The sequence below is a fragment of the Mycobacterium sp. IDUB_19 genome (assembly GCF_055419445.1).
On sequence record NZ_JBVAXR010000001.1, the window covers coordinates 255,847 to 281,747 of the forward strand.

At 67.8% G+C, this 25,901-nt stretch carries 28 protein-coding genes and 2 pseudogenes; 23 read left to right on the top strand and 7 right to left on the bottom strand.

The window, feature by feature from the left end; all coding sequences use genetic code 11:
* Positions 1–165: 165 nt before the first annotated feature.
* Positions 166–1,248: a DUF475 domain-containing protein gene (locus tag ACZY0B_RS01155; RefSeq protein WP_463762097.1), complete on the top strand. Its 1,083-nt coding sequence runs from the start codon at positions 166–168 to the stop codon at positions 1,246–1,248.
* Positions 1,249–1,256: 8 nt separating this feature from the next.
* On the opposite strand, the gene ACZY0B_RS01160 is transcribed toward ACZY0B_RS01155, so the two are convergent.
* Complete coding sequence (locus ACZY0B_RS01160; protein ID WP_463762098.1) at positions 1,257–1,949, bottom strand: hypothetical protein; 693 nt, start codon at positions 1,947–1,949, stop codon at positions 1,257–1,259.
* Between the two features lie 58 nt (positions 1,950–2,007).
* The gene (locus ACZY0B_RS01165) at positions 2,008–2,496 is read right to left on the bottom strand and encodes an inorganic diphosphatase (RefSeq protein WP_342927312.1); all 489 of its coding nucleotides are present in this window, start codon (positions 2,494–2,496) and stop codon (positions 2,008–2,010) included.
* A gap of 126 nt (positions 2,497–2,622) precedes the next feature.
* Here ACZY0B_RS01165 and dacB point away from each other — a divergent pair, with 126 nt between their 5' ends.
* Genes dacB through hpt form a run of 4 tightly spaced genes read left to right on the top strand, consistent with a single transcriptional unit; the run spans position 2,623 to position 6,672 of the window.
* Positions 2,623–4,008, top strand: coding sequence for a D-alanyl-D-alanine carboxypeptidase/D-alanyl-D-alanine endopeptidase (dacB, locus tag ACZY0B_RS01170; RefSeq protein WP_463762099.1), 1,386 nt, complete (start codon positions 2,623–2,625; stop codon positions 4,006–4,008).
* A complete protein-coding gene (locus ACZY0B_RS01175; RefSeq protein ID WP_463762100.1) occupies positions 4,005–5,057 on the top strand; it encodes a zinc-dependent metalloprotease in 1,053 nt (350 codons plus the stop codon). Before dacB ends, ACZY0B_RS01175 begins: the two co-directional genes overlap by 4 nt.
* A complete protein-coding gene (tilS, locus tag ACZY0B_RS01180) occupies positions 5,036–6,007 on the top strand; it encodes a tRNA lysidine(34) synthetase TilS (protein WP_463762101.1) in 972 nt (323 codons plus the stop codon). Before ACZY0B_RS01175 ends, tilS begins: the two co-directional genes overlap by 22 nt.
* Before the next feature lie 11 nt (positions 6,008–6,018).
* Positions 6,019–6,672, top strand: coding sequence for a hypoxanthine phosphoribosyltransferase (hpt, locus tag ACZY0B_RS01185; protein ID WP_463762102.1), 654 nt, complete (start codon positions 6,019–6,021; stop codon positions 6,670–6,672).
* Positions 6,673–6,676: 4 nt separating this feature from the next.
* Here the strand turns inward: hpt and ACZY0B_RS01190 are convergent, their stop codons facing one another.
* Positions 6,677–7,426, bottom strand: a complete 750-nt coding sequence (locus ACZY0B_RS01190) for an SIMPL domain-containing protein (RefSeq protein ID WP_463762103.1) — start codon at positions 7,424–7,426, stop codon at positions 6,677–6,679.
* Between the two features lie 625 nt (positions 7,427–8,051).
* Between ACZY0B_RS01190 and ACZY0B_RS01195 the strand changes: the two genes are divergently transcribed.
* Positions 8,052–8,351, top strand: a complete 300-nt coding sequence (locus tag ACZY0B_RS01195) for a PE family protein (RefSeq protein WP_463762104.1) — start codon at positions 8,052–8,054, stop codon at positions 8,349–8,351.
* A gap of 12 nt (positions 8,352–8,363) precedes the next feature.
* Positions 8,364–8,627, top strand: a pseudogene (locus ACZY0B_RS01200) (PPE family protein); the annotation flags it as partial.
* 25 nt (positions 8,628–8,652) lie between these two features.
* Here ACZY0B_RS01200 and ACZY0B_RS01205 read toward each other — a convergent pair.
* Complete coding sequence (locus ACZY0B_RS01205) at positions 8,653–9,003, bottom strand: hypothetical protein (protein WP_463762391.1); 351 nt, start codon at positions 9,001–9,003, stop codon at positions 8,653–8,655.
* A gap of 204 nt (positions 9,004–9,207) precedes the next feature.
* Between ACZY0B_RS01205 and ACZY0B_RS01210 the strand changes: the two are divergent.
* From ACZY0B_RS01210 to ACZY0B_RS01225, 4 genes and pseudogenes are all read left to right on the top strand, one after another.
* Positions 9,208–9,501 (top strand): annotated as a pseudogene (locus ACZY0B_RS01210) (PE family protein); the annotation flags it as partial.
* Between the two features lie 438 nt (positions 9,502–9,939).
* On the top strand, positions 9,940–11,073 hold the full coding sequence (locus tag ACZY0B_RS01215) for a PPE family protein (RefSeq protein ID WP_463762105.1): 1,134 nt from the start codon (positions 9,940–9,942) through the stop codon (positions 11,071–11,073).
* A 74-nt stretch (positions 11,074–11,147) separates the two neighbouring features.
* Positions 11,148–11,444, top strand: coding sequence for a WXG100 family type VII secretion target (locus ACZY0B_RS01220; RefSeq protein WP_463762106.1), 297 nt, complete (start codon positions 11,148–11,150; stop codon positions 11,442–11,444).
* A 39-nt stretch (positions 11,445–11,483) separates the two neighbouring features.
* A complete protein-coding gene (locus ACZY0B_RS01225) occupies positions 11,484–11,768 on the top strand; it encodes a WXG100 family type VII secretion target (RefSeq protein WP_463762107.1) in 285 nt (94 codons plus the stop codon).
* Positions 11,769–11,773: 5 nt separating this feature from the next.
* Here ACZY0B_RS01225 and ACZY0B_RS01230 read toward each other — a convergent pair whose 3' ends face one another.
* The 3 genes from ACZY0B_RS01230 to ACZY0B_RS01240 are packed head-to-tail and all read right to left on the bottom strand — an operon-like array spanning position 11,774 to position 14,939.
* On the bottom strand, positions 11,774–12,787 hold the full coding sequence (locus ACZY0B_RS01230; RefSeq protein ID WP_463762370.1) for a zinc-binding dehydrogenase: 1,014 nt from the start codon (positions 12,785–12,787) through the stop codon (positions 11,774–11,776).
* Positions 12,787–13,974: an LLM class flavin-dependent oxidoreductase gene (locus ACZY0B_RS01235; RefSeq protein WP_463762108.1), complete on the bottom strand. Its 1,188-nt coding sequence runs from the start codon at positions 13,972–13,974 to the stop codon at positions 12,787–12,789. Before ACZY0B_RS01235 ends, ACZY0B_RS01230 begins: the two co-directional genes overlap by 1 nt.
* Positions 13,971–14,939 (bottom strand): alpha/beta fold hydrolase, encoded by a 969-nt coding sequence (locus ACZY0B_RS01240; protein ID WP_463762109.1) that lies wholly within the window; start codon positions 14,937–14,939, stop codon positions 13,971–13,973. The genes ACZY0B_RS01235 and ACZY0B_RS01240 overlap by 4 nt, the downstream gene beginning before the upstream one ends.
* Before the next feature lie 127 nt (positions 14,940–15,066).
* Here ACZY0B_RS01240 and ACZY0B_RS01245 point away from each other — a divergent pair, with 127 nt between their 5' ends.
* The 12 genes from ACZY0B_RS01245 to ACZY0B_RS01300 all read left to right on the top strand — a co-directional run bounded on the left by ACZY0B_RS01245 (position 15,067) and on the right by ACZY0B_RS01300 (position 25,782).
* The gene (locus ACZY0B_RS01245; protein WP_463762110.1) at positions 15,067–15,486 is read left to right on the top strand and encodes a VOC family protein; all 420 of its coding nucleotides are present in this window, start codon (positions 15,067–15,069) and stop codon (positions 15,484–15,486) included.
* Between the two features lie 189 nt (positions 15,487–15,675).
* A complete protein-coding gene (gene ftsH, locus ACZY0B_RS01250) occupies positions 15,676–18,045 on the top strand; it encodes an ATP-dependent zinc metalloprotease FtsH (RefSeq protein WP_463762111.1) in 2,370 nt (789 codons plus the stop codon).
* Positions 18,046–18,060: 15 nt separating this feature from the next.
* Positions 18,061–18,669 carry a GTP cyclohydrolase I FolE gene (folE, locus tag ACZY0B_RS01255; protein ID WP_463762113.1) on the top strand — a complete coding sequence of 203 codons (609 nt, stop codon included), beginning with the start codon at positions 18,061–18,063 and terminating at the stop codon, positions 18,667–18,669.
* Positions 18,666–19,508, top strand: a complete 843-nt coding sequence (gene folP / locus ACZY0B_RS01260; protein WP_463762114.1) for a dihydropteroate synthase — start codon at positions 18,666–18,668, stop codon at positions 19,506–19,508. The genes folE and folP overlap by 4 nt, the downstream gene beginning before the upstream one ends.
* Positions 19,501–19,899, top strand: a complete 399-nt coding sequence (gene folB, locus ACZY0B_RS01265; RefSeq protein WP_463762115.1) for a dihydroneopterin aldolase — start codon at positions 19,501–19,503, stop codon at positions 19,897–19,899. Before folP ends, folB begins: the two co-directional genes overlap by 8 nt.
* Entirely contained in the window at positions 19,899–20,450 is a 552-nt protein-coding gene (gene folK, locus ACZY0B_RS01270; RefSeq protein ID WP_463762116.1) for a 2-amino-4-hydroxy-6-hydroxymethyldihydropteridine diphosphokinase, read from the top strand. The genes folB and folK overlap by 1 nt, the downstream gene beginning before the upstream one ends.
* Positions 20,450–20,944 (top strand): DUF3180 domain-containing protein, encoded by a 495-nt coding sequence (locus ACZY0B_RS01275; protein ID WP_463762117.1) that lies wholly within the window; start codon positions 20,450–20,452, stop codon positions 20,942–20,944. Before folK ends, ACZY0B_RS01275 begins: the two co-directional genes overlap by 1 nt.
* Positions 20,945–21,082: 138 nt before the next feature.
* Entirely contained in the window at positions 21,083–22,540 is a 1,458-nt protein-coding gene (locus tag ACZY0B_RS01280) for a DUF6779 domain-containing protein (protein ID WP_463762118.1), read from the top strand.
* Between the two features lie 116 nt (positions 22,541–22,656).
* On the top strand, positions 22,657–23,568 hold the full coding sequence (locus ACZY0B_RS01285; protein ID WP_463762119.1) for a Rossmann-like and DUF2520 domain-containing protein: 912 nt from the start codon (positions 22,657–22,659) through the stop codon (positions 23,566–23,568).
* Positions 23,569–23,573: 5 nt separating this feature from the next.
* Entirely contained in the window at positions 23,574–24,521 is a 948-nt protein-coding gene (panC, locus tag ACZY0B_RS01290; protein ID WP_463762371.1) for a pantoate--beta-alanine ligase, read from the top strand.
* The gene (gene panD / locus ACZY0B_RS01295) at positions 24,521–24,964 is read left to right on the top strand and encodes an aspartate 1-decarboxylase (protein ID WP_463762121.1); all 444 of its coding nucleotides are present in this window, start codon (positions 24,521–24,523) and stop codon (positions 24,962–24,964) included. Before panC ends, panD begins: the two co-directional genes overlap by 1 nt.
* Before the next feature lie 2 nt (positions 24,965–24,966).
* Complete coding sequence (locus ACZY0B_RS01300; protein WP_463762122.1) at positions 24,967–25,782, top strand: type III pantothenate kinase; 816 nt, start codon at positions 24,967–24,969, stop codon at positions 25,780–25,782.
* Positions 25,783–25,901: the final 119 nt, after the last annotated feature.

Genomic DNA, 25,901 nt, shown 5'->3' on the forward strand with positions numbered 1-25,901 from the left:
GGGGACGCCGCGCCGCCGACTTCGGTCACCGGGGCGGCGCATTCGGCCGACAGACCCCAACTACCGCCAGTTTCGCCACAATTTGAAAATAGTAAGTGCGCCGCTTCCATGGCTGGCGGCCGCGACCGGCTTCGCCCTAGTGTGGGCGGCTGTCAGGAAGGACTCATGGCCGCCGCTCGCATCTTCGGGATTTCGCTGCTGCTCACCTTGGCGGCCCTGGCGCTCGGTTACGCCCACGGTGGGCTCAATGCCCTGTTTCTCTTGGTAGCCCTGGCCATTCTCGAGGTGTCGTTGTCCTTCGACAACGCGATCATCAACGCCGGCGTGCTGAAGCGGATGAGCCCGTTTTGGCGGCAGATGTTCCTGACCATCGGGATTCTGATCGCCGTGTTCGGTATGCGTCTTGTGTTCCCGTTGCTGATCGTGTGGGCCACCGCGGGACTACACCCGATCCGCGCGCTGGACTTGGCGCGCAATCCGCCGCCGCACGGCGCACTGGAATTCCCGGACGGCTCGCCCAGCTACGAAAAGCTGGTGCTGGCGGCCCATCCGCAGATCGCGGCATTCGGCGGGATATTTCTGCTGATGCTGTTTCTGGACTTCGTCGTCTACGACCGAGACATCAAGTGGCTCAGGTGGATAGAGGTCCCTTTCGCGCGTATTGGTCGTCTTGCCGAGGTGTCGGTGGTGGTCACCGGCGCCGTGCTGGTTCTGGTCGGCACGCAGTTGACCCACTCGCGCGACGAGTGTGCGACGGTGCTGACGGCCGGGCTGCTGGGCCTGGTGACGTATCTGATCGTCAACGGTCTGAGCCAGGCATTCAGGCCAGCCGCAGTTGACGGCGCCGCATCGTCCTCCGCGGCGGTCCTGGCGACGGGCAAGGCCGGCCTGACGCTGTTCCTGTACCTCGAGGTGCTGGACGCGGCGTTCTCGTTCGACGGGGTCACCGGCGCCTTCGCGATCACGTCGGATCCCATCATCATCGCCCTGGGCCTCGGGCTGGTCGGCTCGATGTTCGTCCGGTCGATCACGATCTACCTGGTCCAGCAGCAGACGCTGGACCGCTATGTGTATCTGGAACATGGCGCGCACTGGGCGATCGGCGCGTTGGCGGTGATCATGCTGCTGTCCATCGAGGAGCGGTATCGGATTCCCGAGGCCGCCACCGCTTCGGTGGGCGTGGTCTTCGTCGGGGCGGCGTTCGGGTGGAGCGTCCTGCGCAACAGGCGCGATGCCAGGGCCGCCTGACCCGTTGGCTATGCCTCGATCTGTCCGGCGATACGCCGTTCGATGCTGGCCCGCGCGGGAGCGGGCAGCACGATCAGGCCGTCGAGCTCCTTGCCGGCCCGCGCGTAGGCGTTCTGCCGCTCCTCGCGGGTGGCTCCCTCGTCCTGCGCCAGGTGCAGCAGGTGCTGGGCCCGGGCCAGTCGTTGCTGCTCGTCCTCGGAGAAGTCGCTGCGGCGCCGGCGAATTGCCTCGGCCTGCGCGATCTCGAACGCGCTGATGTACTCGTGGACCGCATCGCGGTAGTCCAGTTGTGCGGCGCGGTCGCCGGCGAAGTCCTGGGGCCGGTCCGGCCGCAACAGGTCCGCGTGCCGCTTCGCCTTGTGGAAGGCGATGGTCAGCGGATCGCGCATATTCGTCATCAGCGGGAAGTCCAGCAATTTGGCGATATCGACCTCGTACTCCAGCCACTGCGCATCCGTACGATCATGTGCCGCAATCAGTTTCGTGAGATCCCGCCGGGCGCCTTCGTCGTCGTCGCGCACCCGCCCCTTCGCCTGAGCGACGGCGATCTTGGTCTGCTGCTTCAGCCGGTACCGTTCCAGCCGTCGTTGCGCCCGGCGCTCATTGGCGGCGGCCACCGCCCTGACGCCGGTTCCGATCGCACCCGCGAACGGGAAGATCAGCCACCAGAAGTTCGAGGCGAAATGAAACACCGGGGTCACACCGCCAGGATGCCACCGAGAATCCCCGAGCGGGGTGGGCGCGGTTACGCCAGAAGCGTTAGTGCCCGCCTTCTTTGAACCGCGCGATGGAGCGCTCCACCTCCGCCTCGGCTTCGGCGCGACCGACCCAGTCCGCCGCCTTGACGTACTTGCCCGGTTCCAGCGCCTTGTATTGCGAGAAGAAGTGCTTGATGACGTCCAGCTCGTAGGACGGAACGTCGCCGATGTCCTGGATGTGGTCCCAGCGGTGGTCGCCGGCCGGAACGCACAACACCTTGTCGTCACCGCCGGCCTCGTCGACCATCTTGAACATCCCCACCGGCCGCGCCTCGACCAGGACGCCGGGGAACACCGACTCGGGAAGCAGCAGCAGCACGTCCAGGGGGTCGCCGTCCTCGCCGAGGGTGTTCTCGATGAACCCGTAGTCGGTGGGGTAGGCCATCGACGTGTACAGGTAGCGGTCCAGCTTCACTCGCCCCGTCTCGTGATCGACCTCGTACTTGTTCCGCTGGCCCTTCGGGATCTCAATGACCACGTCGAATTGCACTGTCTCGGCTCCTTTGAAGGGAAGTGAATCTGGGTGGACCCGGGTAGGTCGGTTGCGTCGCGGATCACCCTAGTCGAGCGAGTTGCGGCAGATTCGGCAGAATAGGACCAAACAGTCAGGAGAGTGATGGGTCGTACTCGCTGGCGGAAATCCACCCAGGTGTTCATCGGATTGGCCGTGCTCGCGTTCGTCGCAGCCGTGGTGGCCGCGGCCACCTTCTTCACCACGGGTGGGCACGGCAGCAGCAACGCGCACGTCCCCGTACCGCCGCCGCGCGCACCGGTGGTGAAGCCGGGAATGGTGCCCGTCGCCGACACCGCCGATACGCCGTCGGCTGCTGGCCTGGCGGCCGTGCTGGCGCCGGTGGCGGCCGACCCCAATCTGGGCAGGCTCGGGGGCCGGGTCACCGATGCCGTCACCGGAAAAGAGCTGTGGCAGGTGGCCGACGACCTGCCGTTGGTGCCGGCGTCGACCAACAAGGTTCTGACCGCGGCCGCGGCATTGCTGACGCTGGATCGTCAGGCCCGCATCAGCACCCGCGTCGTGGCCGGGAGCCAGAACGCCCAGGGGCCGATCGTGTTAGTGGGTGCGGGTGATCCGACGCTGTCGGCCGCGCCACCCGACGTCCCGACCTGGTACCGGGGTGCGCCACGGATCAGCGACCTAGTGGAGCAGATTCATCGCAGCGGCATGACGCCGACGGCCGTGCAAGTGGACACCTCGGCGTTCACCGGGCCGACGATGGCGCAGGGCTGGGATCCGACTGACATCGACAACGGCGACATCGCGCCGATCGAGTCGGTGATGGTCGACGCCGGACGCATCCAGCCGAGCACCGTCAACTCAAGGCGATCCAAGACTCCGGCGCTGGACGCCGGGCGGGAGCTGGCCAAGGCCCTCGGAATGGATCCCGCCGCGGTGACCGTCGCCTCCGCCCCGTCCGGGGCGCGGCAGCTGGCGGTGGTGCAATCGGCGCCGCTGGTCCAGCGGCTCGGCGAGATGATGGACCACTCCGACAACGTGCTGGCCGAATGCATCGCCCGTGAGGTGGCGGCGGCGATCAATCGGCCGCGCAGTTTCGCGGGTGCGGTCGACGCGGTGACCAACCGGTTGAGCACCGCGCACATCGACACCACCGGCGCCGCGCTGCTGGACTCCAGCGGACTCTCGGTCGACGACCGCCTGACGGCCAAGACGCTCGACGGCACCGTGCAGGCGGCCGCGGGGCCGGACCAGCCGTCGTTGCGGGCGCTGCTCGATCTGCTTCCGATCGCCGGCGGCAGCGGGACGCTGGCAGAGCGCTTTCTCGACCAGGCCACCAATCAGGGTCCGGCCGGCTGGTTGCGCGCCAAGACCGGCTCGTTGACCGCGACCAACTCGCTTGTCGGGGTCGTCACCGACCGCAGCGGACGCGTGCTGACGTTCGCGTTCATCTCCAACGCGGCCGGCCCCAACGGACGCAACGTGATGGACGCCCTGGCCACCCGGCTGTGGACTTGCGGGTGCACATGACCGCGCCATCCGACCTGACCCTGGGGACCGCCGTCGACTGGCGGTTCGCGGCGACGGTCGGCGCTCGGCTGGCCCGGCCCGGACCGCCGGCCAGCGACTACACCCGCGGTCAGGCGATCGACGAGCTGGCCGGTTCGGCGACCAAAGCCGAACCGCTGGTACGCGACGTCACGGGCCTGGCCACCAGCGGCGAGGTGCCGGCGGCGCGCATCGTCGACCGCGGCGAGTGGGTTCGCGCCGCGGCGGACTCGATGCGGGTGATGACGCGCGGCACCGAGAAGCCACACGGGTTTCTCACCGGCCGGCTCACGGGCGCGCAGACGGGCGCCGTGCTGGCGTTTGTGGCTTCCGGGATCCTCGGCCAGTACGACCCGTTCGCCACCGACAAACAGGGCTGCCTGCTGCTGGTGTATCCGAACGTCATCGCCGTCGAGCGTCAGCTGCGGGTCGAGCCGGCCGACTTCCGGCTGTGGGTGTGCCTGCACGAGGTGACGCACCGGGTGCAGTTCACCGCCAACCCCTGGTTGCCCGACTACATGTCGGACGCCCTGGCGTTGTTGACCCGCGACGCCGGCGACGACATCGGGGAAGTGGCCGGCCGGCTGGCCGAGTACGTGCGCAACCGCGGTCGCGGAACGTCCGGAGCCGACGATTCCACGTCGGGGATCGTCGGCCTGGTCCGCGCCGTGCAGTCCGAGCCACAGCGCAAGGCCCTGGATCAGCTGCTGGTGCTGGGCACCTTGCTGGAGGGGCACGCAGACCACGTCATGGATGCCGTCGGGCCGAAGGCGGTGCCATCGGTGGCCACCATTCGCGGTCGATTCGACGACCGTCGTCATCGCAAGCCCCCGCCGCTGCAGCGCCTGATGCGCGCCCTGCTCGGCCTGGACGCCAAGCTCAGCCAGTACACCCGCGGCAAGGCATTCGTCGACCACGTGGTCGGCCGGGTCGGAATGGAGCGGTTCAACACCGTCTGGACCAGCCCCGAAACCCTGCCGCTGCCCCCCGAGATCGAAGACCCCCAGCGATGGATCGACAGGATTCTGTAGCGCAGCTGCGCGCGGCTGTCGAGACGTTCGCCAAGTCCTATCTGGTCAGCGGGGACCCATGGTGTGTGGCGCTATCGGGCGGGCCGGACTCGCTGGCGCTCACCGCCGTCGCGGCCCCGCTGCGGCCCACCACCGCGCTGATCGTGGACCACGGCCTGCAGCCCGAATCGGCCGCTGTCGCCGAAACCGCACGCACCCAGGCTGTCGCATTGGGATGTGTTGACGCACAAGTGGTTTGCGTACAGGTCGGCAGCCCGGTTGGTCCCAACGGCGGTCCCGAGGCCGCGGCGCGTGCGGCCCGTTACGCCGCGTTGAGCGCCTGCCGTCACGGGCCGGTGCTGCTGGCCCACACGCTCGACGATCAAGCCGAGACGGTGCTGCTCGGGCTGGGCCGCGGGTCCGGAGCGCGCTCGATGGCCGGGATGCGCCCGCATGACCCGCCGTGGTGCCGGCCGTTGCTGGGTGTGCGGCGTGCCACGACGCACGCCGCGTGCCGTGAGCTGGGCCTGACCGCGTGGCAGGACCCGCACAACAGCGACCGGCGCTTCACCCGGACCCGGCTGCGGCACGAGGTGCTGCCCCTGCTCGAGGACGTGCTGGGCGGCGGGGTGGCCGAGGCGCTGGCCCGGACGGCGACGGCGCTGCGGGAGGACACCGAGTTCATCGACACGCTCGCGGCGCAGGCACTGCCCGGCGTGCAGGCGGACTCCGGGCTGCGGACCCAGGCTCTGGCCACGTTGCCCGACGCGATGCGGCGTCGGGTGATCCGCGGCTGGTTGCTGGCCGGCGGTGCGACCGGGCTGACCGACAAGCAGATCCGCGGGGTGGATGCGCTGGTCACCGCGTGGCGCGGGCAGGGCGGGGTGGCCGTCGCGTCAGATTCGCGCGGGGAGCGGCTGATCGCGGGGCGGCGCGACGGCGTCCTGACCCTGTGGCGCGAGCCTGTGTGAAACTCCGCAAATTGTCGCCGCCGTTGGTTGTTCAGCCGCTGACGTGGCACGCTGTGGGCGTGGCCCAGATCTCCTCGGCGATAACTCCCGAGCAGCCCGTGGACCTGTACCCGGGGGATATCAAGTCCGTGCTGCTCACCACGGAGCAGATCCAGGTGCGCATCGGCGAGCTCGGCGAGCAAATCCGCGACGACTACCGGGACTCCGTCAGCGAGACCGGGCAGGATCTCCTGCTGATCACCGTGCTCAAGGGTGCCGTGATCTTTGTCACCGACCTGGCGCGCGCGATTCCGGTGCCGACGCAGTTCGAATTCATGGCCGTCAGCTCCTACGGCTCCTCGACGTCGTCGTCGGGCGTGGTGCGCATTCTCAAGGACCTGGACCGCGACATCAACGATCGCGACGTGCTGATCGTCGAGGACGTCGTCGACTCGGGCCTGACGCTGTCGTGGCTGCTGCGGAACCTGAAAAGCCGCCATCCCCGCTCGCTGCGGGTGTGCACGCTGCTGCGCAAGCCCGACGCGGTGCGCGCCAACGTCGAGATCTCCTACGTGGGCTTCGACATTCCCAACGACTTCGTCGTGGGCTACGGCCTGGACTACGACGAGCGCTACCGCGACCTGTCCTACATCGGCACCCTTGACCCCAGGGTCTACGAACAGTAGTGAGCTAGTCCAGCTCCCACACCGCGGTCACCGAGAAGCTCACCGTCTGCTGGCCCGGCTCCAGCGGCACCGGGGTGGCCATGGCTTTCGGCGGCGCCGCGGGTGCCCCGGCCATAAGCGAGCCGCCGGTCGCCTCCGAGATGGACAACACATTGCCCAGCCGCAGCCCGGACAGCTGGGCGTACTGGTCGGCGCGGTTCTTGGCGTCGTTGAATGCCCGTGCCCGCGCGTCCTTGACCAACTGCGAGTCGTCGGCGATCGAGTAGCTGACCGACGTGATCCGGGTGGCGTCGCCGCCGGTACTGACGATCAGCGCGAGCATTCGTGATGCGGCGTCGGTCGGGTGGATCCTGACCCGGATGGCGTTGCTGGCGCGGTAGCCGGTGATGGTGGCGGTGCCGCCCTGCTCGGGATTGGTGTACTGCGGCTGCAGCGTCACCTCGGTGGTGCTGATGTCCTTGCGGTCCAGGCCGGCGCCGACGAGCGCATTGATGACCGCTTGCTGGCGGTCGTTGGTCTGGTTCATCGCCGCGGTGACGTCGGCGGCGCCGAATTCGATACCGACGTCGGCGGTCAACGTGTCCGGCACACCTTGCACTTGCCCCGATCCCAGCACGGTGACCTGACGCGGATTTGCCCCCGGCGCGGGGGCATTGTGGGAATCACACGCCGTTACCGTGGTCAGGGCCAGACTGGCCGCGGCCGCAGCGACCGACCAGCGGACAAACCTCGGGGCGCTTCGTGCGATCGGCATGCCTGGCACCCTAGCCGTTTGATGGCTCGACGCTCTAGGGGTTGCTCAAAGTCTGATCGTCGCCGGCGCCGCCAGTCGGCTCGTAGTTGCGAATCATTTTGCGCGAAAGCCAGTTTGAAATCGATGACTGCGGTGACCGTTCATCGGAACTCGTGGAGGCGAACGGGAAGCGCGGTCAGTGCGCGCAGCCGTCACGACGACCTGAGCGGCCGGCTCGCCGGAGCCCAGTCGGGCGGAGGGTTCTCCTTGGTGCCCGAGATCCGTTGCCATGCGCGTATTGGACCGCGGCGCTTTCCGAAGCGATCACCATCGGCAGTGGGGTTCGGCAATTGGGTCCAGTAGGCGACGCGATTTTCGCGGGCGAAGCATAATGGCTGTCTAGGCAATCACGTGCGAATTCATGCGAATCTCCAATCATATTGGTTTGCAAAATCTTTCATGCTAAAAGCAAATGTTGCAGCATGTCAGATCGGCAATATGAACAGTTATCGACTCGGTAATGAATTGGCCAGTCCGGGACTGTCATCTCCGGGCATATCGCATCTAACGTGGCCAGTCGTCGGATTCGGCAGCCCGCCCCTGTCTGCTGAAAGTTGGTGTGATAAACCATTTTTGAGGAGGAGACATGTCTTTCCTGAAGGCGCGTCCAGAAGTGCTGTATGCGGTCAGTGGTGAGCTACACAGCGTCAATACGGTTGTGCGGGAGGGAAGTTCGGCTGCGGCAACACCGACGATGGGGTTGGTGTCCGCCGCTGCTGACGCGGTGTCGATATTGACTGCGGCACAGTTTGTTTCGCACGCGCAGCTCTTTCAGGAGATCAGCGCCGAGGCTGCCACGGTCCGAGAGCAGTTGGCGACAACGCTTGGCGTCAGTGCCGGTTCGTATGCCGCCACTGAGATCGCCAACGCCGCCGCGGCCGGCTAGGCGAGGAAACCGATGCTGGATTTCGCGCAGATGCCACCGGAGATCAACTCCACGCTGATGTACGCCGGGCCCGGCTCCGGGCCCCTGCTGGCCGCCGCGGCGGCCTGGGACGGGCTGGCCGCCGAGTTGTATTCCGCGGCAGCCACTTATCGGGCGCTGATTACCGGCCTCACCGACGGGCCATGGGAGGGGCCGTCCGCCTCGGCCATGCTGAGCGCGGCCGTGCCTCAAGTGGCGTGGCTGAGTCAGACGGCCGGGCAGGCGGAACAGGTCGGTGCCACTTCGGCCAGCCGACGGCGTCTTAGGTGCGCGGCTCCTCGGCCGTCGGATTCGGCATCAGCACTCGCTGTTGTGTCGTGTTCTGGAAAGGGTCCAGAGATTGCGGCTCGCCCAAGGCCTCGCGCACATCATCCGGTGTTATCAGGCCAAGTTCGACTTGTACCCAGGTCGCGCTGAGGCCGAATGCATGAGCCGCGCGCCGGGCCTCTTCGGCGTCGGGGAAGTCGTCGGCGCTTGCGCGCCCGCCGGCTCCGTACCAGCGGCCCTTGGTGACACCACAGGCATCCCGCAATTGCTCCACGGTGATGTCACGGTTCAGGGTCGCCTCAAGCAGGCGCCTCAATTCCCACCCGGCAGCGTTGGTTCGTGGCACCCGACCAGAGTATCCCGATGCCAAAACACGGTCAAAGCGTCCTGATCCGCGAGTTCACCACATAAAAAAGGAATTCAGTACTCAGTACTAGACATATATTCCTAATTCATGACATAGTGTCTGCAAGCGTGACAACGCTAACCAAGAAGCGTCCTACCTGTGCCGGTTCCCGGCATGACGGTTCGTAGCTAGAGGAGAAGACACATGTCGTTCGTGACCACAGTGCCGGAGCTGCTGTTGGCGGCGGCTGGCCAGCTGCAAGCGATTGGCTCGGCCGCAAGTGCGGCCAACGGGATTGCCGCATTCCCGACGACCGGGGTGATTCCGGCAGCGGCCGATGAGGTCTCGGTGGTGACGGCGGCCGCCTTCTCTGCTTACGGCCAGCAGTACCAGGCGATCAGCGCCGAGGCCAGCATGATCCACGAACGGTTCGTCGACGCCCTGAGGGTTAGTGCCGACTCTTATGCGACCACCGAGGCCGCCAATGCGACCCAGGCCGCGGGCGGCCACGTGGCGCCGACCAGCCCGCTATGGCACGGGGGCAACTATGGCAGCCAGGTGACGCCGTATGGACGTGGCAACTATGGCAGCCAGGTGACGCCGTATGGACGCGGCAACTATGGCGCGCATGCGGCGCCCGCCGCCCCTGCCCAGCGCGTCGCACCTGCGCACCCGGCACCCGCCAGGCCGGCCCAGCACGTTGCGCCCGCGCGCCCAGCGCCTGCCCCGCACGTCGCTCCTGCGCAGCAGGCCGCGCAGGCGGACTTGGCGCCCACCGCGGCCGTCCAGCATGTCTCGCCGGGACAGTTATTGCCTTTCGCGCCGCCCGAACACCGGGTGGCCCTGCCCGTGCACCCGGCACCCGTACCTGTCGGCCCCACGCCCGCCGTCTCGGCAGTGGCTTAGAAACCGACCGGCCAAAGAAGGGATGAAGTGATGGATTTCGGTGCACTACCTCCGGAAATTACCTCCGGCTTGATGTACGCGGGCCCGGGATCAGCGCCGATGCTGGCCGCGGCGACGTCCTGGCAGGGGCTGGCCGCCGAGCTGCAATCGGCTGCGACCGGCTACGGGTCGGTGATATTGGAGCTGGCTGACGCCGGCTGGCAGGGCCCGTCGTCAGCAGCGATGGCCGCCGCCGCCGCACCCTATGTGGCCTGGATGCACCGCACCGCCGCGCAGGCCGAGCAGGCGTGTGCCGCTGCGGCCGCGGCCGCAGCGGCACACGAGGCGGCTTTTGCCGCTGTCGTGCCTCCGCCGATCATCGCCGCCAACCGGTCTTTGCTGATGATGCTGATCGCAACGAACTTCCTTGGTCAAAACACCCCGGCGATCGCGGCCACCGAGGCGCATTACGGCGAGATGTGGGCCCAAGACGCCGCCGCGATGTACGCCTATGCCGCAGCTTCGATGACGGCGAGCATGTTGACGCCGATGGCGGTGGCGCCGCCCACCACCAATCCGGGCGGGGTGGCCGGCACCACCGTTGCGGGCGCCGAGGCGGCCGCCGCCAACGTGGAGGGTGCTGCGCAGGGGATGGCCACTCAAGCGTCCATGGGGCTTCCCTCGGCGCTCAACTCCTCGGGATCGTCGTTGCTGAACAGCTTCCAATCCGGTGTCAGCGGGTTTTCCAGCCTGCTCGGCACGCCCCTCAGTCAGGGTGCTGGCACGAGCGCGCCAGGGCTGGGCTCGATGGCGGCATCCAACGCGGGTCTGGCGACACCGATGCGCGCACCGGGGGCTGTCCCTCGATTGGCGATGCCCGGGATGGAACGTCTGGTTCCCGCCCACCCGATAATGCGCGAGCCCGAGATGCTGGCGCCGGCCCGGCTGATGCCGGCGGCGGCCATGGGCCAGGCACCTTCCGTCGGCAGTCTGTCGGTTCCGGCGAGCTGGACCGGTGCGACCCCGGAGGCTGCCGCGCCGGCCGCCGCGCCATTGACGAGTGCCGGCGCGCCAATGCTGGCTCCGCGGAGTATCCCCGCCAGTCAGGTTGGGGGTCTGGAGATGCGCGGCTTCGGCGCTGCCATGCCATCTCGCGCAAGCGTATTGCCGCGGGTGGTCGGATGACGGGAGGAGGAGCTCTGTCGACTCAGCGCTAACCAATCATCAGAACTGACAACTCGTTTCGAAGGAGACATGTAGTGACCACACGTTTTATGACCGATCCGCACGCGATGCGGGACATGGCGGGCCGCTTCGAGGTGCACGCCCAGACCGTCGAGGACGAGGCCCGCAAGATGTGGGCGTCCTCGCAAAACATCGCCGGCGCCGGTTGGAGCGGACAGGCCCAGGCGACCTCGTACGACACCATGGGCCAGACGGATCAGGCATTTCGCAACATTGTGAACATGCTGCACGGAGTGCGCGACGGGCTAGTTCGCGACGCCAACAACTACGAGCAGCAAGAGCAAGCCTCCCAGCAGATCCTCGGGAATTAGCCCACAAATCAACCCTCTATACATAGGAGTCTTTTAGCGATGACGATCAACTATCAATTCGGCGATGTCGACGCCCACGGCGCCACGATCCGCGCGCAGGCTGCGTCCCTGGAAGCCGAACATCAGGCCATCATTCGCGATGTGCTTGCCGCGGGCGACTTTTGGGGCGGCGCCGGGTCGGCTGCGTGCCAGGAGTTCATCATCCAGTTGGGCCGCAACTTCCAGGTGATCTACGAACAGGCCAACACCCACGGGCAAAAAGTGCAAACCGCCGGCAGCAATATGGCCACCACCGACAGCGCGGTCGGGTCTGGTTGGGCCTAAACCGCCTAGGGCGTGACGAGAATCTTGCAGTGCCGCTCGGGGTCGGCGAGGTCGTCGAAGGCCGCTCCGACCCCGTCCAGGCCTACCTCGCCCGTGATCAGCGGGCTGACGTCGATCTCGCCCTCGGCCAGTGAGCGCAGCGCTTCGGAGAACTCCTCGGGGCCGTAGGCCAGCGAGAACTGCACATTGATCTCTTTGGCAATCGCGAAGAACGGATGGAAGGTGTCGGATTCCATGCATACTCCGGCGACGACCAGACGGGTGCCCGACCGTGCCCGCAACAACACGTCGTCGATGATGCCGGGCACTCCGATCGCCTCGAATACCACCGCGGGTTTGACGGTGTCGAACGGCGAACCAAGGGCTGCGTCCAGCGCTTGGTGGGCGCCCATCGCGGTGGCCAGCTCGCGTCGCTTCGGCGAGAAATCGGATGCCACAATGCTTTCCACGCCGCGCGCACGAAGGGACGCGATGATCGCAATACCGATCGGGCCGCATCCCAGCACCAGGGCAGTCTCGCCCGGCTCGATGTTCGACTTGTTGACTGCGTGCAGCCCCACCGCCATCGGCTCGGTCAGGGCGGCGTGTTTGTGGTCAAGCCCGTTGGGGATGGGCAGCAGCAGCGGCGCCGAGAGCAGCATCCGCTCCGCATAGCCGCCGATCGTGTTGTTGCTGTAGACGATCGGCTCCACGCCCTTGGCGGACAACAGCACCGGAATAGACGTGACGATGGAACCGGGCGGATAGGTGTCGGTGTCGGGACCGGCTTCGAGCACCTCGGCACTGAATTCGTGGCCCATGAAGATGTCGTGCTCGAGGTCGACGTCCATGCCGCCCGAGCCGCGCGCCACCCGCTCGGTCATCTCCAGCACCTGCTGACCGTGCGAGGCGAAATGCAAGTCGGAGCCGCAGATTCCGCAGGCCCGAATGGCGACCAGCACCTGGCCGGATTCGGGTACCGGGTCGGGGACGTCGTCGCGGTAGACCATCCGGCCGTCGCGCAGCACCGAGGCGCGCATCACTTCACCGCGCCTTCCTGCTCGCCGACATGCTCGGTGATGGCTTTCACGACCGCCTCGCCGGCGCGGCCGATCAGTTGGTCGCGATGGGCTTTGGCCCAGTCGTGCGAAGACCGCGGTGCCGCCAGCTGCCCTTTGAAGTGAGGAATCACCTTGCGGGCCATCAGGTCATAAGAGTGATACGTCGCTTCGGGCGACGCCCAGTCGTGACCGAGCATCAGCAGCGTTCCGAAGCCGCCCGAACGTTCCAGCAGGTCTTCGATGTGCGCGATCGCGTCGGCCGGAGTGCCGATGCAGCAATTCCCTTTAGCCGCATAGTCTTCGACGAACTCGTACGGTGTCTGCGTGCCCTCGACGGTGTTGGCCAGTGGGACGAATCCCGCCGCGCCGAAGTAGTTCGCGAAATCCTGGAGCCCGTAGGTGCAGTCGTTGATCGCCTGCTCGCGGCTATCGGCGATGTGCATGATGGACAGCACCCGCCAGCCGGCCCGGTCCGGTTCGGCCCGGCCGGCTTTGGCGGCTTGTTCGCGCACCACCTGCCAGGTGGTTTCCAGCGCGGCGTAACCGCCGGGCACCGACATGGACAGCGACAGCAATGACGTGCCCAGCGCGCCCGCCAGTCGTGGCCCGGACGGCGAAATCATTGCCGCCGTGGAGATTTCCGGATGGGGCCAGGTGTATGGGCGGATATGCAGTTGTGCGTCGCGCAAGGTGAACCAGTCGGTGTGGCGGTCGATTCGCTCGGTGGGCCCGGCGCGGAACAACGCGAGGATCGCTTCCAGCGACTCCTGCATCATGGGCCGCTGGTCGACCGGGTCGATGCCCATCATGTAGGCGTCCGACGGCAGCGCCCCGGGGCCGGTGCCGAACATCACCCGGCCGCGGGTCAGGTGGTCCAGCAGCACCCAGCGGTCGGCCACCATCAGCGGGTGATGGTAGGGCAGCGAGACCACGCCGGTGCCCAGCCGGATGTGCTTGGTCCGTTCCGCGGCGGCCGCGATGAACACCTCCGGGCAGGCGATCAACTCGTAGCCACCGGAGTGGTGTTCGCCGAACCAGGCTTCGTCGAACCCCAGGCGGTCCAGGGCAACGACGCGTTCCATGTCGTATTCCAGTGCAACCGTGGGGGATTGGCCGATCGGGTGAAATGGTGTGATGAAGACGCCGAAACCAAGCGGTGCGTTCACCGCAGCTCCAATCCGTTGAGAAATTCCAGCAATAACGCGTTGACCTCGTCGGGTCGTTCCTGTTGTAGCCAGTGCCCCGCGCCCTCGATCAGTACCTGGCGGTAGGGGCCGGAGATGATCTCCGCAGCGCGGTCGGCGGGGGTGAATGCCAGCACGGGATCGGCTGTGCCGCCGATGAATAGGCAGGGCACCGAAATCTTCGTGCCGACGTGGGCGGCGGTGATCTCCCAGTTGCGGTCGAAATTGCGGTACCAGTTCAGCCCGCCGGTGAACCCGGTGCGGGAGAACTCGACGATGTAGTGGTCGAGCTCTTCGGCAGTGATCCAGTCGGGTAGCACGTCGGCGTCGGGCAGCCGATTGATGAAGCCCTCGGGGCCCGGGGCGATCATGCGCATCGCGGCGTCGTGATCTCCGGGGGCGGCCAGCCCGCCCATGATGCGGCGGATGAACCGGGCGGGTTCGGCGTTGAGTTCGGCGTCGGCGACGCCGGGCGCCTGGAAGTACAGGATGTAGAAGAAATTCTCGCCGAATCTGCCGCGCCACACCTGGGTCGGCGGCGCCTTCGAGCGCGGCGTGGGCGGAACACTCAACCCCACGACCGCGGCGACCCGGTCGGGGTGCAGCAGTGGCGCGGTCCAGGCCACCGGGGCACCCCAGTCGTGGCCGACCCAGACGGCTCGCTCGGCGCCGACGTCGTCGAGCAGGCCGACGATGTCGGTCGTCAGCTCGCGGATGTTGTAGGCGTCGATCGCCTCAGGGCGGGAGGAACCGCCATAACCGCGCTGGTCGGGAGCCAGCACGTGGTAGCCGGCCTCGACGAGCGCCGGGATCTGGTGTCGCCATGAGTAGGACAATTCGGGAAAGCCGTGGGCCAAGACCACCACCGGCGCACCGCGATCACCGGCTTCGACCACCCGCAGCCGGACGCCGTTGGTCTCGACTAACCGTTCGGTTGATGTGGGCACCAACACACCAAAGCACAACCCCTGTGGCGTGAGAAGTGTTCAGTGGAGTTGAAAATCGCCGTTCACGCCGCGGCGGATCTGGTAGATATCGCGGATACGACAGCCAAGGAAAGCGGGTGGACTCGGCGTGAGGCGGCTGGACCACATCGTGTTGTGGACGAAGGATCCGCGGGCATCGATGGACTTCTACACGAAGGTGATCGGACTGACGCCGGTGCGGTTCGAGGAGTTCGAGGCCGGCGAAGCGCCGTTTCCGAGTGTGCGGGTGAGCGAGGACTCGATCATCGACCTGTCGCCGGTGGCCACCAGTGGCGCCACCGAGTTGCTGACAATGGCCGGGGGCAGCGCCGGGCATCCGGTCAATCACGTCTGCCTGGCAATGTCGAAGTCTGAATACGAGGCGCTGGATCGGCGTCTGCAGGAGGCGGGTGTGGACACCAGCGCCCGGTTGGACCGCAGCTACGGGGCCCGGGGATGGGCACCGCACATCTATTACTTCTCCGATCCGGACGGCAATGTGCTCGAAGCTCGCTATTACGACGAGTAAGGCGCCCGCCAACATGATCGTGGCTGCGCGGTGTCATCGCAGTGTGACCTCTCCCGATCCGAGGCGTCCCCGAACTCAATTTGCGGTGCTCTAGGTCGCATCGGGAACCGCCCCTCGTTGGTATAGCGGTAGCCTGAACTTTTCCAGCTGCGTGTATCGGAAGGACCTGGCCGAAACGGCCGATGATTGATGAACCGGAAAAACGTGATTCGCATCGTCACGGCGATCGCTGTCGTTGTGGTGCTCGGCTGGTCGTTCTTCTATTTCAGCGATGACACCCGCGGTTACAAGCCCGTCGACACCTCGGTGGCGATGTCCCAGATCAGCGGGGACAACGTCAAGAGCGCGCAGATCGACGACCGCGAGCAGCAATTGCGGCTGACCCTGAAGAAGGGCAACAGCGACACCGACAACTCCGACAAGGTCATCACCAAATTCCCCAACGGCTACGCCGTCGACCTGTTCAACGCGCTCAACGCGAAGAACGCCAAGGTTGCCACCGTCGTCAACGAGGGCAGCATCCTGGGCGAGCTGCTGGTTTACGTGCTGCCGCTGCTGTTGCTGGTCGGCCTGTTCGTGATGTTCTCCCGCATGCAGGGCGGCGCCCGCATGGGCTTCGGATTCGGCAAATCGCGCGCCAAGCAACTCTCCAAGGACATGCCCAAGACCACATTCGCCGACGTCGCCGGCGTCGACGAGGCGGTCGAGGAGCTCTACGAGATCAAGGACTTCCTGCAGAATCCGGCGCGATACCAGGCGCTGGGCGCCAAGATCCCGAGGGGCGTGCTGCTCTACGGGCCGCCGGGAACCGGTAAGACGCTGCTGGCCCGAGCGGTCGCCGGTGAGGCCGGGGTGCCGTTCTTCACCATCTCCGGTTCCGACTTCGTCGAGATGTTCGTCGGTGTCGGTGCCTCGCGGGTACGCGACCTATTCGACCAGGCCAAGCAGAACAGTCCGTGCATCATTTTCGTCGACGAGATCGACGCGGTCGGGCGCCAGCGCGGCGCGGGTCTCGGCGGCGGTCATGACGAGCGCGAGCAGACGCTCAACCAGTTGCTGGTCGAGATGGACGGCTTCGATCCACGGGGCGGGGTCATCCTGATCGCCGCGACCAACCGGCCCGACATTTTGGACCCGGCTCTGTTGCGGCCAGGACGCTTCGACCGGCAGATCCCGGTGTCCAATCCCGATCTGGCGGGCCGGCGCGCGGTGCTCGAAGTGCACTCGAAGGGCAAGCCGATCGGCCCGGACGCCGATCTCGCGGGGTTGGCCAAGCGCACCGTCGGGATGACCGGTGCCGACCTGGCGAACGTCATCAACGAAGCGGCGCTGCTGACCGCGCGCGAGAACGGCACGGTGATCACCGGGCCCGCCCTGGAAGAGGCGGTGGACCGGGTGATCGGCGGCCCGCGCCGCAAGGGCCGGATCATCAGCGAACACGAGAAGAAGATCACCGCCTACCACGAGGGCGGCCACACCCTGGCGGCCTGGGCGATGCCGGATATCGACCCGGTCTACAAGGTGACGATCCTGGCCCGCGGCCGCACCGGCGGGCACGCCGTCGCGGTGCCCGAGGAAGACAAGGGCCTGCGCACCCGCTCGGAGATGATCGCCCAGCTGGTGTTCGCGATGGGCGGGCGCGCGGCCGAGGAACTGGTATTCCGCGAGCCGACCACCGGCGCGGTGTCCGACATCGAGCAGGCCACCAAAACCGCGCGCGCGATGGTCACCGAATTCGGCATGAGTTCCAAGCTCGGCGCTGTCAAATACGGCTCCGAGCACGGCGATCCCTTCCTGGGCCGCACCATGGGCAACCAGGCGGACTACTCCCACGAGGTTGCCCGCGACATCGACGACGAGGTCCGCAAGCTCATCGAGGCGGCGCACACCGAGGCCTGGGAGATCCTCACCGACTACCGCGATGTACTCGACATCTTGGCCGGCGAGCTGCTGGAGAAAGAAACCCTGCACCGGCCCGAGCTGGAGCAGATCTTCGCCAACGTCGAAAAGCGGCCCCGGCTAACGATGTTCGACGATTTCGGCGGCCGCATCCCGTCGGACAAGCCGCCGATCAAGACGCCCGGCGAGCTGGCGATCGAGCGCGGCGAGCCGTGGCCCCAGCCGGTCCCCGAGCCGGCGTTCAAGGCGGCCATCGCGGCGGCCAGCCAGGCCGCCGAGGCAGCGCAAGCCGACGCCGATAGAAAAGCCCACGGCCCCAACGGTTCTCACGATGGTCGGGGCGCCGGCGATCGCACAGGGGCACGCCGTCCCACCCAGCCGGACTACGGTGCTCCGGCCGGCTGGTATGCGCCCGGCTGGCCCCCACCGCCACCGCAGCAGCACCAACCGCAGGGGCACTGGTATCCGCCTCCGCCGCAGCCGCATTGGCCCGCGCCGGCCCCGAGTTATCCGGGCCAGCCGAGCCGGGGCCAGGGTCAGCCGTCGTACCCGCCCTATGCGCCCTACCCCCCGCCCGGTCATCCCAGCCCGGATCCGGAAAAATCCGCTGATCAACCGGATGAGGATGTAAGCCGGTCCAACCCGCCGGCCCGCGGCTGACGAACGGAGATTTCGATGGTGCTGCCGGATACCCGCACCGCGTCCAACGGCGCACGGGCGTTCGACCAGCCACGTGCAGAGGCGGCGGTCCGGGAGTTGTTGTACGCGATCGGCGAAGACCCGGAGCGAGATGGGTTGCGCGACACCCCGGCCCGCGTCGCGCGCGCGTACCGGGAGATGTTTTCGGGTCTCTACACCGAGCCCGACGCGGTGCTCAACACCATGTTCGACGAAGAGCACGACGAGTTGGTGATCGTCAAGGAGATCCCGCTGTACTCCACCTGCGAGCATCACCTGGTGGCGTTCCACGGGGTGGCCCATGTCGGCTACATCCCCGGTGCGGAAGGCAGGGTGACCGGGCTGTCGAAAATCGCTCGGCTGGTTGACCTTTACGCCAAGCGGCCGCAGGTGCAAGAGCGGCTGACCAGCCAGATCGCCGACGCCCTGGTGAAGCGGCTCGACCCCCGCGGGGCGATCGTCGTGGTCGAGGCCGAGCACCTGTGCATGGCGATGCGCGGTGTCCGCAAGCCCGGTGCCATCACCACCACCTCGGCGGTGCGCGGCCAATTCAAGACCGATGCTGCCTCCCGAGCCGAAGCGCTCGACCTCATCCTGCGTAGGTGAGTTTGCTGCCTGTGCAGGTTGTCGGGGTTGTGAACGTCACTGACGACTCATTCTCAGATGGCGGGCGCTACCTCTGCGCCGACACAGCCGTCGCGCACGGCCTGGCCTTGGCTGCGGAAGGCGCGGGCATCATCGACGTCGGCGGTGAGTCGACCCGGCCCGGTGCCACCCGGATCGACCCTCGGGTCGAGAGCTCCCGCGTCGCGCCTGTCGTCAAAGAGCTTGCGGCCCAGGGTATTACCGTGAGCATTGACACCATGCACGCGGATGTCGCTCGCACCGCCTTAGAGAACGGCGCGCGGATCGTCAACGACGTGTCCGGCGGGCGGGCCGATCCGGCGATGGCACCACTGGTGGCCGAGGCCGGTGTGCTGTGGGTGTTGATGCATTGGCGATCGGTGTCGTCCGACCGCCCGCACGAGGCCCCGCAGTACCTAGACGTGGTGGCCGAGGTGCGGTCGGATCTGCTGGCCGGCATCGACGACGCGGTGGCCGCCGGCGTCGACCCGGCCAAGCTGATCATCGATCCCGGCCTTGGATTCGCCAAGACGGGACAACACAATTGGGCGCTGCTGCATGCCTTGCCCGAATTGGTGGCCACCGGGGTCCCGGTACTCCTGGGTGCCTCGCGGAAGCGCTTCCTCGGTACGCTGTTGGCCGGACCGGACGGGTCGCCCCGACCGCCCGATGGGCGCGAGACGGCGACCGCGGTGATTTCCGCCCTGGCCGCCCTTCACGGGGCCTGGGGTGTGCGAGTGCACGATGTGCGGGCCTCGGTCGACGCCCTCAAGGTCGTCGGTGCCTGGACGCAGACAGAGCGGACTGATAGCGATGGCTGACCGAATCGAGTTGCGCGGCTTGACAGTCCATGGCCGGCACGGGGTCTTCGAGGCCGAGCGGACCAACGGGCAGGAATTCGTCGTCGACATCGTCGTCTGGATCGACCTGGTCGATGCCGCCGCCAGCGACGACCTGGCCGACACCCACGACTACGCCGCCCTGGCCCAGCGGGCCGCCGACATCGTCGCGGGCCCGCCGCACAATCTGATCGAGACGGTGGGAGCCGAGATCGCCGATCACGTGATGGACGACGAACGCGTACACGCCGTCGAGGTGACGGTGCACAAGCCCCAGGCCCCGATACCGCAGAAGTTCGCCGATGTCGCGGTGGTGATCCGGCGGTCGCGGCGCGGCGGGCGCGGTTCGGTGATCCCCGCGGGCGGAGTGTGATGACGCGCGTCGTACTGTCCATCGGCTCCAACCTGGGGGACCGGCTGGCGCGACTGCAGTCGGTCGTCGACGGGCTCGGTGACGCGCTGCTGGCGGTCTCGCCCGTCTACGAGACCGCCCCCTGGGGGCGCGTGGAGCAGGGCCCGTTCCTCAACGCGGTGCTAATCGCCGACGACCCGGCCCGCGATGGCCAGGCTTGGCTGCGCCGGGCGCAGGAGTTCGAACGGGAAGCCGGCCGGATTCGCGGCGAGCGCTGGGGCCCGCGCACGCTGGATGTCGACCTGATCGCCTGCTACTCCGCGGACGCCGAGGTGATCAGTCTGGACAACAACCTGACGCTGCCGCACCCGCTGGCCCATCTGCGGGCCTTCGTGATGGTGCCCTGGCTGGCCGTCGACCCGGATGCTCAGCTGACCTTGGCCGGAGGGCCCCAACCCGTCGTCCAGCTGCTGGCCGAACTCGACCCCGCCGACCAAGAGGCCGTCCGGCTGTCCGCGCAGACGCTCGAACACCCGGCGAAGTCCCCAGCCGATCCGGAGACGAAGAGCTGATGGGGCCGACCAGGAAACGTGACCTGACGGCCGCGGTGGTCGGCGCTGCGGTACTGAGTTACCTGCTGATCAATGTGCTGTTCCGGTGGTTTCCGCCGATCACGGTGTGGACCGGTCTGTCACTGCTCGCAGTGGCCATCGGCGAGGCGCTGTGGGCGCGCTACGTGCGGGCCAGGATCGCCGAAGGGGAGATCGGTGACGGGCCCGGTTGGCTGCACCCGCTCGCGGTGGCACGCACCGTGGTGATCGCCAAGGCGTCGGCCTGGGTGGGCGCCCTGGTGCTGGGCTGGTGGGTCGGAGTTCTGGTGTATTTCCTGCCGCGCCGGTCCTGGCTGCGGGTCGCCGCGGAGGACACCACCGGAACCGTGGTGGCAGCCGTCAGCGCGCTGGCGCTAGTGGTCGCCGCGCTGTGGTTACAGCACTGCTGCAAATCCCCGCAGGATCCGACCGAGCACGGCGAGAGCGCCGAGGGGGCGAAGGGAGCCGAAGGCTAGGGCGAGGTTGCGGACCACCCGGCGGGGCGGACGCGAACGGCCGGACAGTTAACGGCCATTAATCAACGAATTAACCCAGGTGAGAATCGCCGGAGTCGCGCGACACGCTGGATGACGTCGCACAGGTACAGTCAGGCCATGACCGTTCTGTCCCGCGGCGCCCGGGGTCGGCGCGGCGGCCGCAGGCCGGGGTGGGTGCTCTTGACGGCGTTGCTGGTCCTCGCAATGGGGGCCAGTTCCGCACTGGTTTTCACCAATCGGGTGGAACTTCTCAAGCTCGCTGTGATCCTGGCGCTGTGGGCCGCAGTCGCCGGTGCTTTCGTGTCGGTGCTCTACCGCCGGCAAAGCGACGCCGATCAGTCGCGGGTGCGTGACCTGAAGCTGGTCTACGACCTGCAGCTGGATCGGGAAATCTCGGCACGCCGCGAGTACGAGCTGACCGTCGAGTCCCAGTTGCGGCGCGAGCTGGCCTCCGAGATACGCGCTCAGGCCGACGACGATCTGGCCGCGCTGCGCGCGGAGGTGGCCTCGCTGCGGACCAGCCTGGAAATTTTGTTCGACACCGACCTCGAGCAGCGGCCGGCACTGGGAAGCATGGAGACCGATACGCCGCCCGCGCGCGCGTACAGCGACTGGGACCGCAACGGCGAAGGCGGGGGAGTCGATTGGGTCACCAGCGATCGGGTCACCTCCGTCCGCGAGGGCAACCCGGTGGACTCCGCTGAGCCCCGCACCGACGAATCCGCGATCATCGACGTGCCCGAAGAACCGCTGCTGCCGCCCCGCTCACGGGAGCAGGCCCGGTTCCACTACGAAGGCCAGCAAGAGGCTGCCTACCCGCCGCCGCAGGCCCGGTATCCGGAGGCCCGGTATCCGGAGACGCCGCCGTACGTGGCCCCGCAAAAGGTCCCGTATCCGCCCCCGCCGATGCCCGCCCCGGCGGCGGCCGAGCAGCGATTCGAGCCCCAGCACTGGCAGCCCCACTCGCAGCAGGTACCGCCACCCGGGCCACCGCCATCACCGGAGCCGCAGCCCGGATCGGTGCGGCCCGACTGGCAGCCGGTTCTCTCCGACGGCCTCTGGCTGCCTCCGGGAGCACCCCGCAGCAACTGGGAACGCGGCGACTCACCCGATCCACCCGCCGAATCGTCAGGCCGGCGTCGGCGCTCCCGGCATTCCAACCCCGAGGAGTCGTTCGAGGGCCCGTCGGTCGAGCCCGAGCCCCCAGCGCCAGCCGGCGAATCCGGCCGTCGGGCACGCTCCCGCCATTCCGCGGAGTATCGCGACTATTCCGTCGCGAACTTCGCCGAACCGGACGAGCCCGGCGCAGCGCCGCCCCCCGCAGCTGCGACCGCGCCACCACCGCCGCCGCACGCCAAGCAGGAACTTCACGACGCGGAGCCGCCGCCACCCCGACTCGCCCCCGCGCCGCACCCGGAGCCCGCACCCCGCCACCTCGGCGCGGACTCCGGGCCCGACGGGCGAGACAACCCGGGCGAGGGCCCGCAAACCGGCGGTCAGTCGGTTGCCGACCTGCTGGCGCGGTTGCAGGTGCAGCCATCCGGCGGTGGCCGCCGCCGTCGCCGGGAAGGCTGAGCTGGGACCTTCCTCACATTGGGGCAGCGTCACCGATCGACTAAAGTCTTAGTGACCGTCCGGTACCCAGCACCTGGGACTGGAACGAACGAATAAGCATTGTGAGGCCGTCTGCGATGGAGCAGTTCGACGGTTTGCGCCCGGCCAGGCTCAAGGTGGGGATCATTTCGGCAGGCCGGGTGGGTACCGCCCTGGGTGTCGCGCTGGAGTGCGCCGAGCACGTCGTGGTGGCGTGCAGCGCCATCTCCCATGCTTCGCGGCAGCGGGCGGCCCGCCGGCTGCCGGACACCTCGGTGGCCGCACCCACGGATGTGGCCGCCGCCGCCGAACTGCTGCTGTTGTCGGTTCCCGACAGCGAACTTGCCGGCCTGGTGTCCGGGCTGGCCGCCACTTCGGCGGTGCGACCCGGCACGATCGTGGTCCACACGTCGGGCGCCAACGGGGTCGGCGTCCTCGCGCCGCTGACCCAGCACGGCTGCATACCGCTGGCGATCCACCCGGCGATGACGTTCACCGGCTCCGACGAGGACATCAGCCGGCTGCCGGACACCTGCTTCGGCATCACCGCGGCCGACGATGTCGGCTACGCGATCGGGCAGTCGCTGGTTTTGGAGATGGGCGGCGAGCCGTTCTGCGTCCGCGAGGACGCCCGCATCCTCTACCACGCCGCTCTGGCGCATGCGGGCAACCACATCGTGGCGGTGCTCGCCGATGCGCTCGACGCCTTGCGGGCGGCGCTGCGGGGTAGCGAACTGCTCGGGCAACAAGCCGTCGACGAACAGCCCGGCGGCCTTGCCGAGCGCATCGTCGGGCCGCTGGCCCGGGCGGCGCTGGAGAACACGCTGCAGCGCGGGCAGGCCGCGCTCACCGGTCCGGTCGCCCGCGGCGACGCGGCCGCGGTGGCCGACCATCTGCGCGCGCTGACGCAGGTCGATCCGGAACTGGCCCAGGCCTACCGGGTGAACGCCCTGCGGACCGCGCAGCGCGCGCACGCTCCCTCCGACGTCGTCGAGGTGTTGGCGCGATGAACGCGATGACGGCCCGGCCACCGGCCTTCCGGCCGGGCGAACTGAATGTCTACTCGGCGCCGCGCGACGTGTCCGACGTCAGCCGTGCGCTGCGGCACACCGGCCGCCGGGTGATGTTGGTGCCGACGATGGGCGCGCTGCACGACGGGCATCTGGCCCTGGTGCGCGCGGCCAAACGTGTGCCCGGCTCCGTGGTAACGGTTTCGATCTTCGTGAATCCGTTGCAGTTTGGTGCTGGGGAAGACCTCGACGCCTATCCCCGCACCCTCGACGACGACCTGGCGCTGCTGCGCGGCGAAGGTGTCGAGATGGTGTTCGCCCCGACCGCCGCCGCGATGTACCCCGACGGCCTGCGCACCACCGTGCAGCCCGGTCCGCTGGCCGCCGAACTCGAAGGCGCTGCTCGGCCAACCCATTTCGCCGGCGTGCTGACGGTCGTGTGCAAGCTGCTGCAGATCGTGCGTCCCGACCGGATCTTCTTCGGCGAGAAGGACTATCAGCAGCTGGTCGTGATCCGGCAGATGACCGCGGACCTGAACATCGACGTCGAGGTGATCGGCGTGCCGACCGTGCGGGAATCCGACGGGCTGGCGATGTCGTCGCGCAACCGCTACCTGGACCCGGCGCAGCGCGAGTTGGCCGGAACGCTGTCGGCGGCGCTGCTGGCCGCCGTGCACCACTCGCCGGCGGGCGCAGAAGCCGCGCTGGACGCGGCGCGCGCCGTGCTGGCCGCGGTGCCCGCCATCGAGGTCGACTACCTGCAGTTGCGCGACGCCGGGCTGGGCCCACTGCAGCCCAACCGGCCCGGACGCGTCCTGGTCGCCGCCCGGCTGGGCAACACCAGACTGCTGGACAACATCGCCATCGAAATCGGGAACGCCGGCACCGAAGGGCTGACAAGCATGCAGCCCACCGGGCCGGACGGACATGTTGAATCACCTTGGAGGAACTGATGTTACGGACGATGCTCAAGTCGAAGATCCACCGCGCCACCGTGACGCAGGCCGATCTGCACTACGTCGGCTCGGTGACCATCGACGCTGACCTGATGGAGGCGGCCGACCTGCTGGAGGGCGAGCAGGTGACCATCGTGGACATCGACAACGGCGCCCGGCTCGTCACCTACGCGATCACCGGCGAGCGTGGCACCGGCATCATCGGAATCAACGGTGCCGCAGCGCATCTCGTGCACCCTGGCGATCTGGTGATCCTGATCGCCTACGGCGCGATGGAGGACGCGGAGGCGCGCGCCTACCAGCCGCGCATCGTCTTCGTCGACGCCGACAACAAGCAGATCGACCTGGGGAGCGATCCGGCATTCGTGCCCGACGATGCGGCCGAGTTGCTCCCCGCACGCGGGCGGTACCCCCACAACCCCCGGATCGGCGTGCGGTAATCGTGCTGCTGGCGATCGACGTCCGCAACACGCACACCGTCGTCGGGCTGCTGTCCGGCGCCAAAGAGCACGCAAAAGTCTTGCAGCAGTGGCGGATCCGCACCGAGTCCGAGGTCACCGCGGACGAATTGGCGTTGACCATCGACGGCCTGATCGGCGACGACTCCGAGCACCTCAGCGGAGCCGCGGCCCTGTCCACCGTTCCGTCGGTGCTGCACGAGGTTCGGGTGATGCTCGACCAGTACTGGCCGTCGGTGCCCCACGTGCTGATCGAGCCCGGCGTGCGAACCGGTGTCCCGCTGCTGGTCGACAACCCGAAAGAAGTGGGCGCCGACCGGATCGTCAACTGTCTGGCGGCGTTTCACAAATTCGGGAAGGCCTGCATCGTCGTCGACTTCGGATCGTCGATCTGCGTCGACGTGGTATCGGCCAAGGGTGAGTTCCTCGGCGGCGCGATCGCGCCTGGCGTGCAGGTCTCGTCGGATGCCGCCGCGGCCCGCTCGGCCGCGCTGCGCCGCGTCGAGCTGTCCCGGCCCCGGTCGGTGATCGGCAAGAACACCGTCGAGTGCATGCAGGCGGGCGCGGTGTTCGGCTTCGCCGGGCTGGTGGACGGCCTGGTGGGGCGCATCCGTGAGGACGTGGACGGCTTTTCCGGCGACGACGTGGTGGTGGTGGCCACCGGACATACCGCGCCGCTGTTGCTGTCCGAGCTGCACACCGTCGCCCATTACGACCAGCACCTGACGCTGGACGGGCTGCGGCTGGTCTTCGAACGCAACCGGGACACCCAGCGCGGCCGGCTGAAGACCGCACGCTGAGGTTCTCCCCACGCTGAGCGTGCGCACAAGGCGGTAGTACGTCTGGTTTCGCGCCCTGCCCGCACACTCGAAGCCACCAGCGCACACTCGACGCCTGCGGCGGACGCGGCGCCAAGTCC

Excerpts from the sequence above, each read along its gene's own strand:
- ACZY0B_RS01280 (WP_463762118.1), top strand. The coding sequence starts at position 21,083 with ATGACCGTTCTGTCCCGCGGCGCCCGGGGTCGGCGCGGCGGCCGCAGG.
- ACZY0B_RS01190 (WP_463762103.1), bottom strand. The coding sequence starts at position 7,426 with ATGCCGATCGCACGAAGCGCCCCGAGGTTTGTCCGCTGGTCGGTCGCT.
- ACZY0B_RS01275 (WP_463762117.1), top strand. The coding sequence starts at position 20,450 with ATGGGGCCGACCAGGAAACGTGACCTGACGGCCGCGGTGGTCGGCGCT.
- ACZY0B_RS01230 (WP_463762370.1), bottom strand. The coding sequence starts at position 12,787 with ATGCGCGCCTCGGTGCTGCGCGACGGCCGGATGGTCTACCGCGACGAC.
- ACZY0B_RS01225 (WP_463762107.1), top strand. The coding sequence starts at position 11,484 with ATGACGATCAACTATCAATTCGGCGATGTCGACGCCCACGGCGCCACG.
- ACZY0B_RS01175 (WP_463762100.1), top strand. The coding sequence starts at position 4,005 with ATGACCGCGCCATCCGACCTGACCCTGGGGACCGCCGTCGACTGGCGG.
- panD (WP_463762121.1), top strand. The coding sequence starts at position 24,521 with ATGTTACGGACGATGCTCAAGTCGAAGATCCACCGCGCCACCGTGACG.
- ACZY0B_RS01285 (WP_463762119.1), top strand. The coding sequence starts at position 22,657 with ATGGAGCAGTTCGACGGTTTGCGCCCGGCCAGGCTCAAGGTGGGGATC.
- folE (WP_463762113.1), top strand. The coding sequence starts at position 18,061 with ATGGTGCTGCCGGATACCCGCACCGCGTCCAACGGCGCACGGGCGTTC.
- ACZY0B_RS01195 (WP_463762104.1), top strand. The coding sequence starts at position 8,052 with ATGTCTTTCCTGAAGGCGCGTCCAGAAGTGCTGTATGCGGTCAGTGGT.
- panC (WP_463762371.1), top strand. The coding sequence starts at position 23,574 with ATGACGGCCCGGCCACCGGCCTTCCGGCCGGGCGAACTGAATGTCTAC.
- ACZY0B_RS01215 (WP_463762105.1), top strand. The coding sequence starts at position 9,940 with ATGGATTTCGGTGCACTACCTCCGGAAATTACCTCCGGCTTGATGTAC.
- tilS (WP_463762101.1), top strand. The coding sequence starts at position 5,036 with ATGGATCGACAGGATTCTGTAGCGCAGCTGCGCGCGGCTGTCGAGACG.
- dacB (WP_463762099.1), top strand. The coding sequence starts at position 2,623 with ATGGGTCGTACTCGCTGGCGGAAATCCACCCAGGTGTTCATCGGATTG.
- folK (WP_463762116.1), top strand. The coding sequence starts at position 19,899 with ATGACGCGCGTCGTACTGTCCATCGGCTCCAACCTGGGGGACCGGCTG.
- ftsH (WP_463762111.1), top strand. The coding sequence starts at position 15,676 with ATGAACCGGAAAAACGTGATTCGCATCGTCACGGCGATCGCTGTCGTT.
- folB (WP_463762115.1), top strand. The coding sequence starts at position 19,501 with ATGGCTGACCGAATCGAGTTGCGCGGCTTGACAGTCCATGGCCGGCAC.
- ACZY0B_RS01155 (WP_463762097.1), top strand. The coding sequence starts at position 166 with ATGGCCGCCGCTCGCATCTTCGGGATTTCGCTGCTGCTCACCTTGGCG.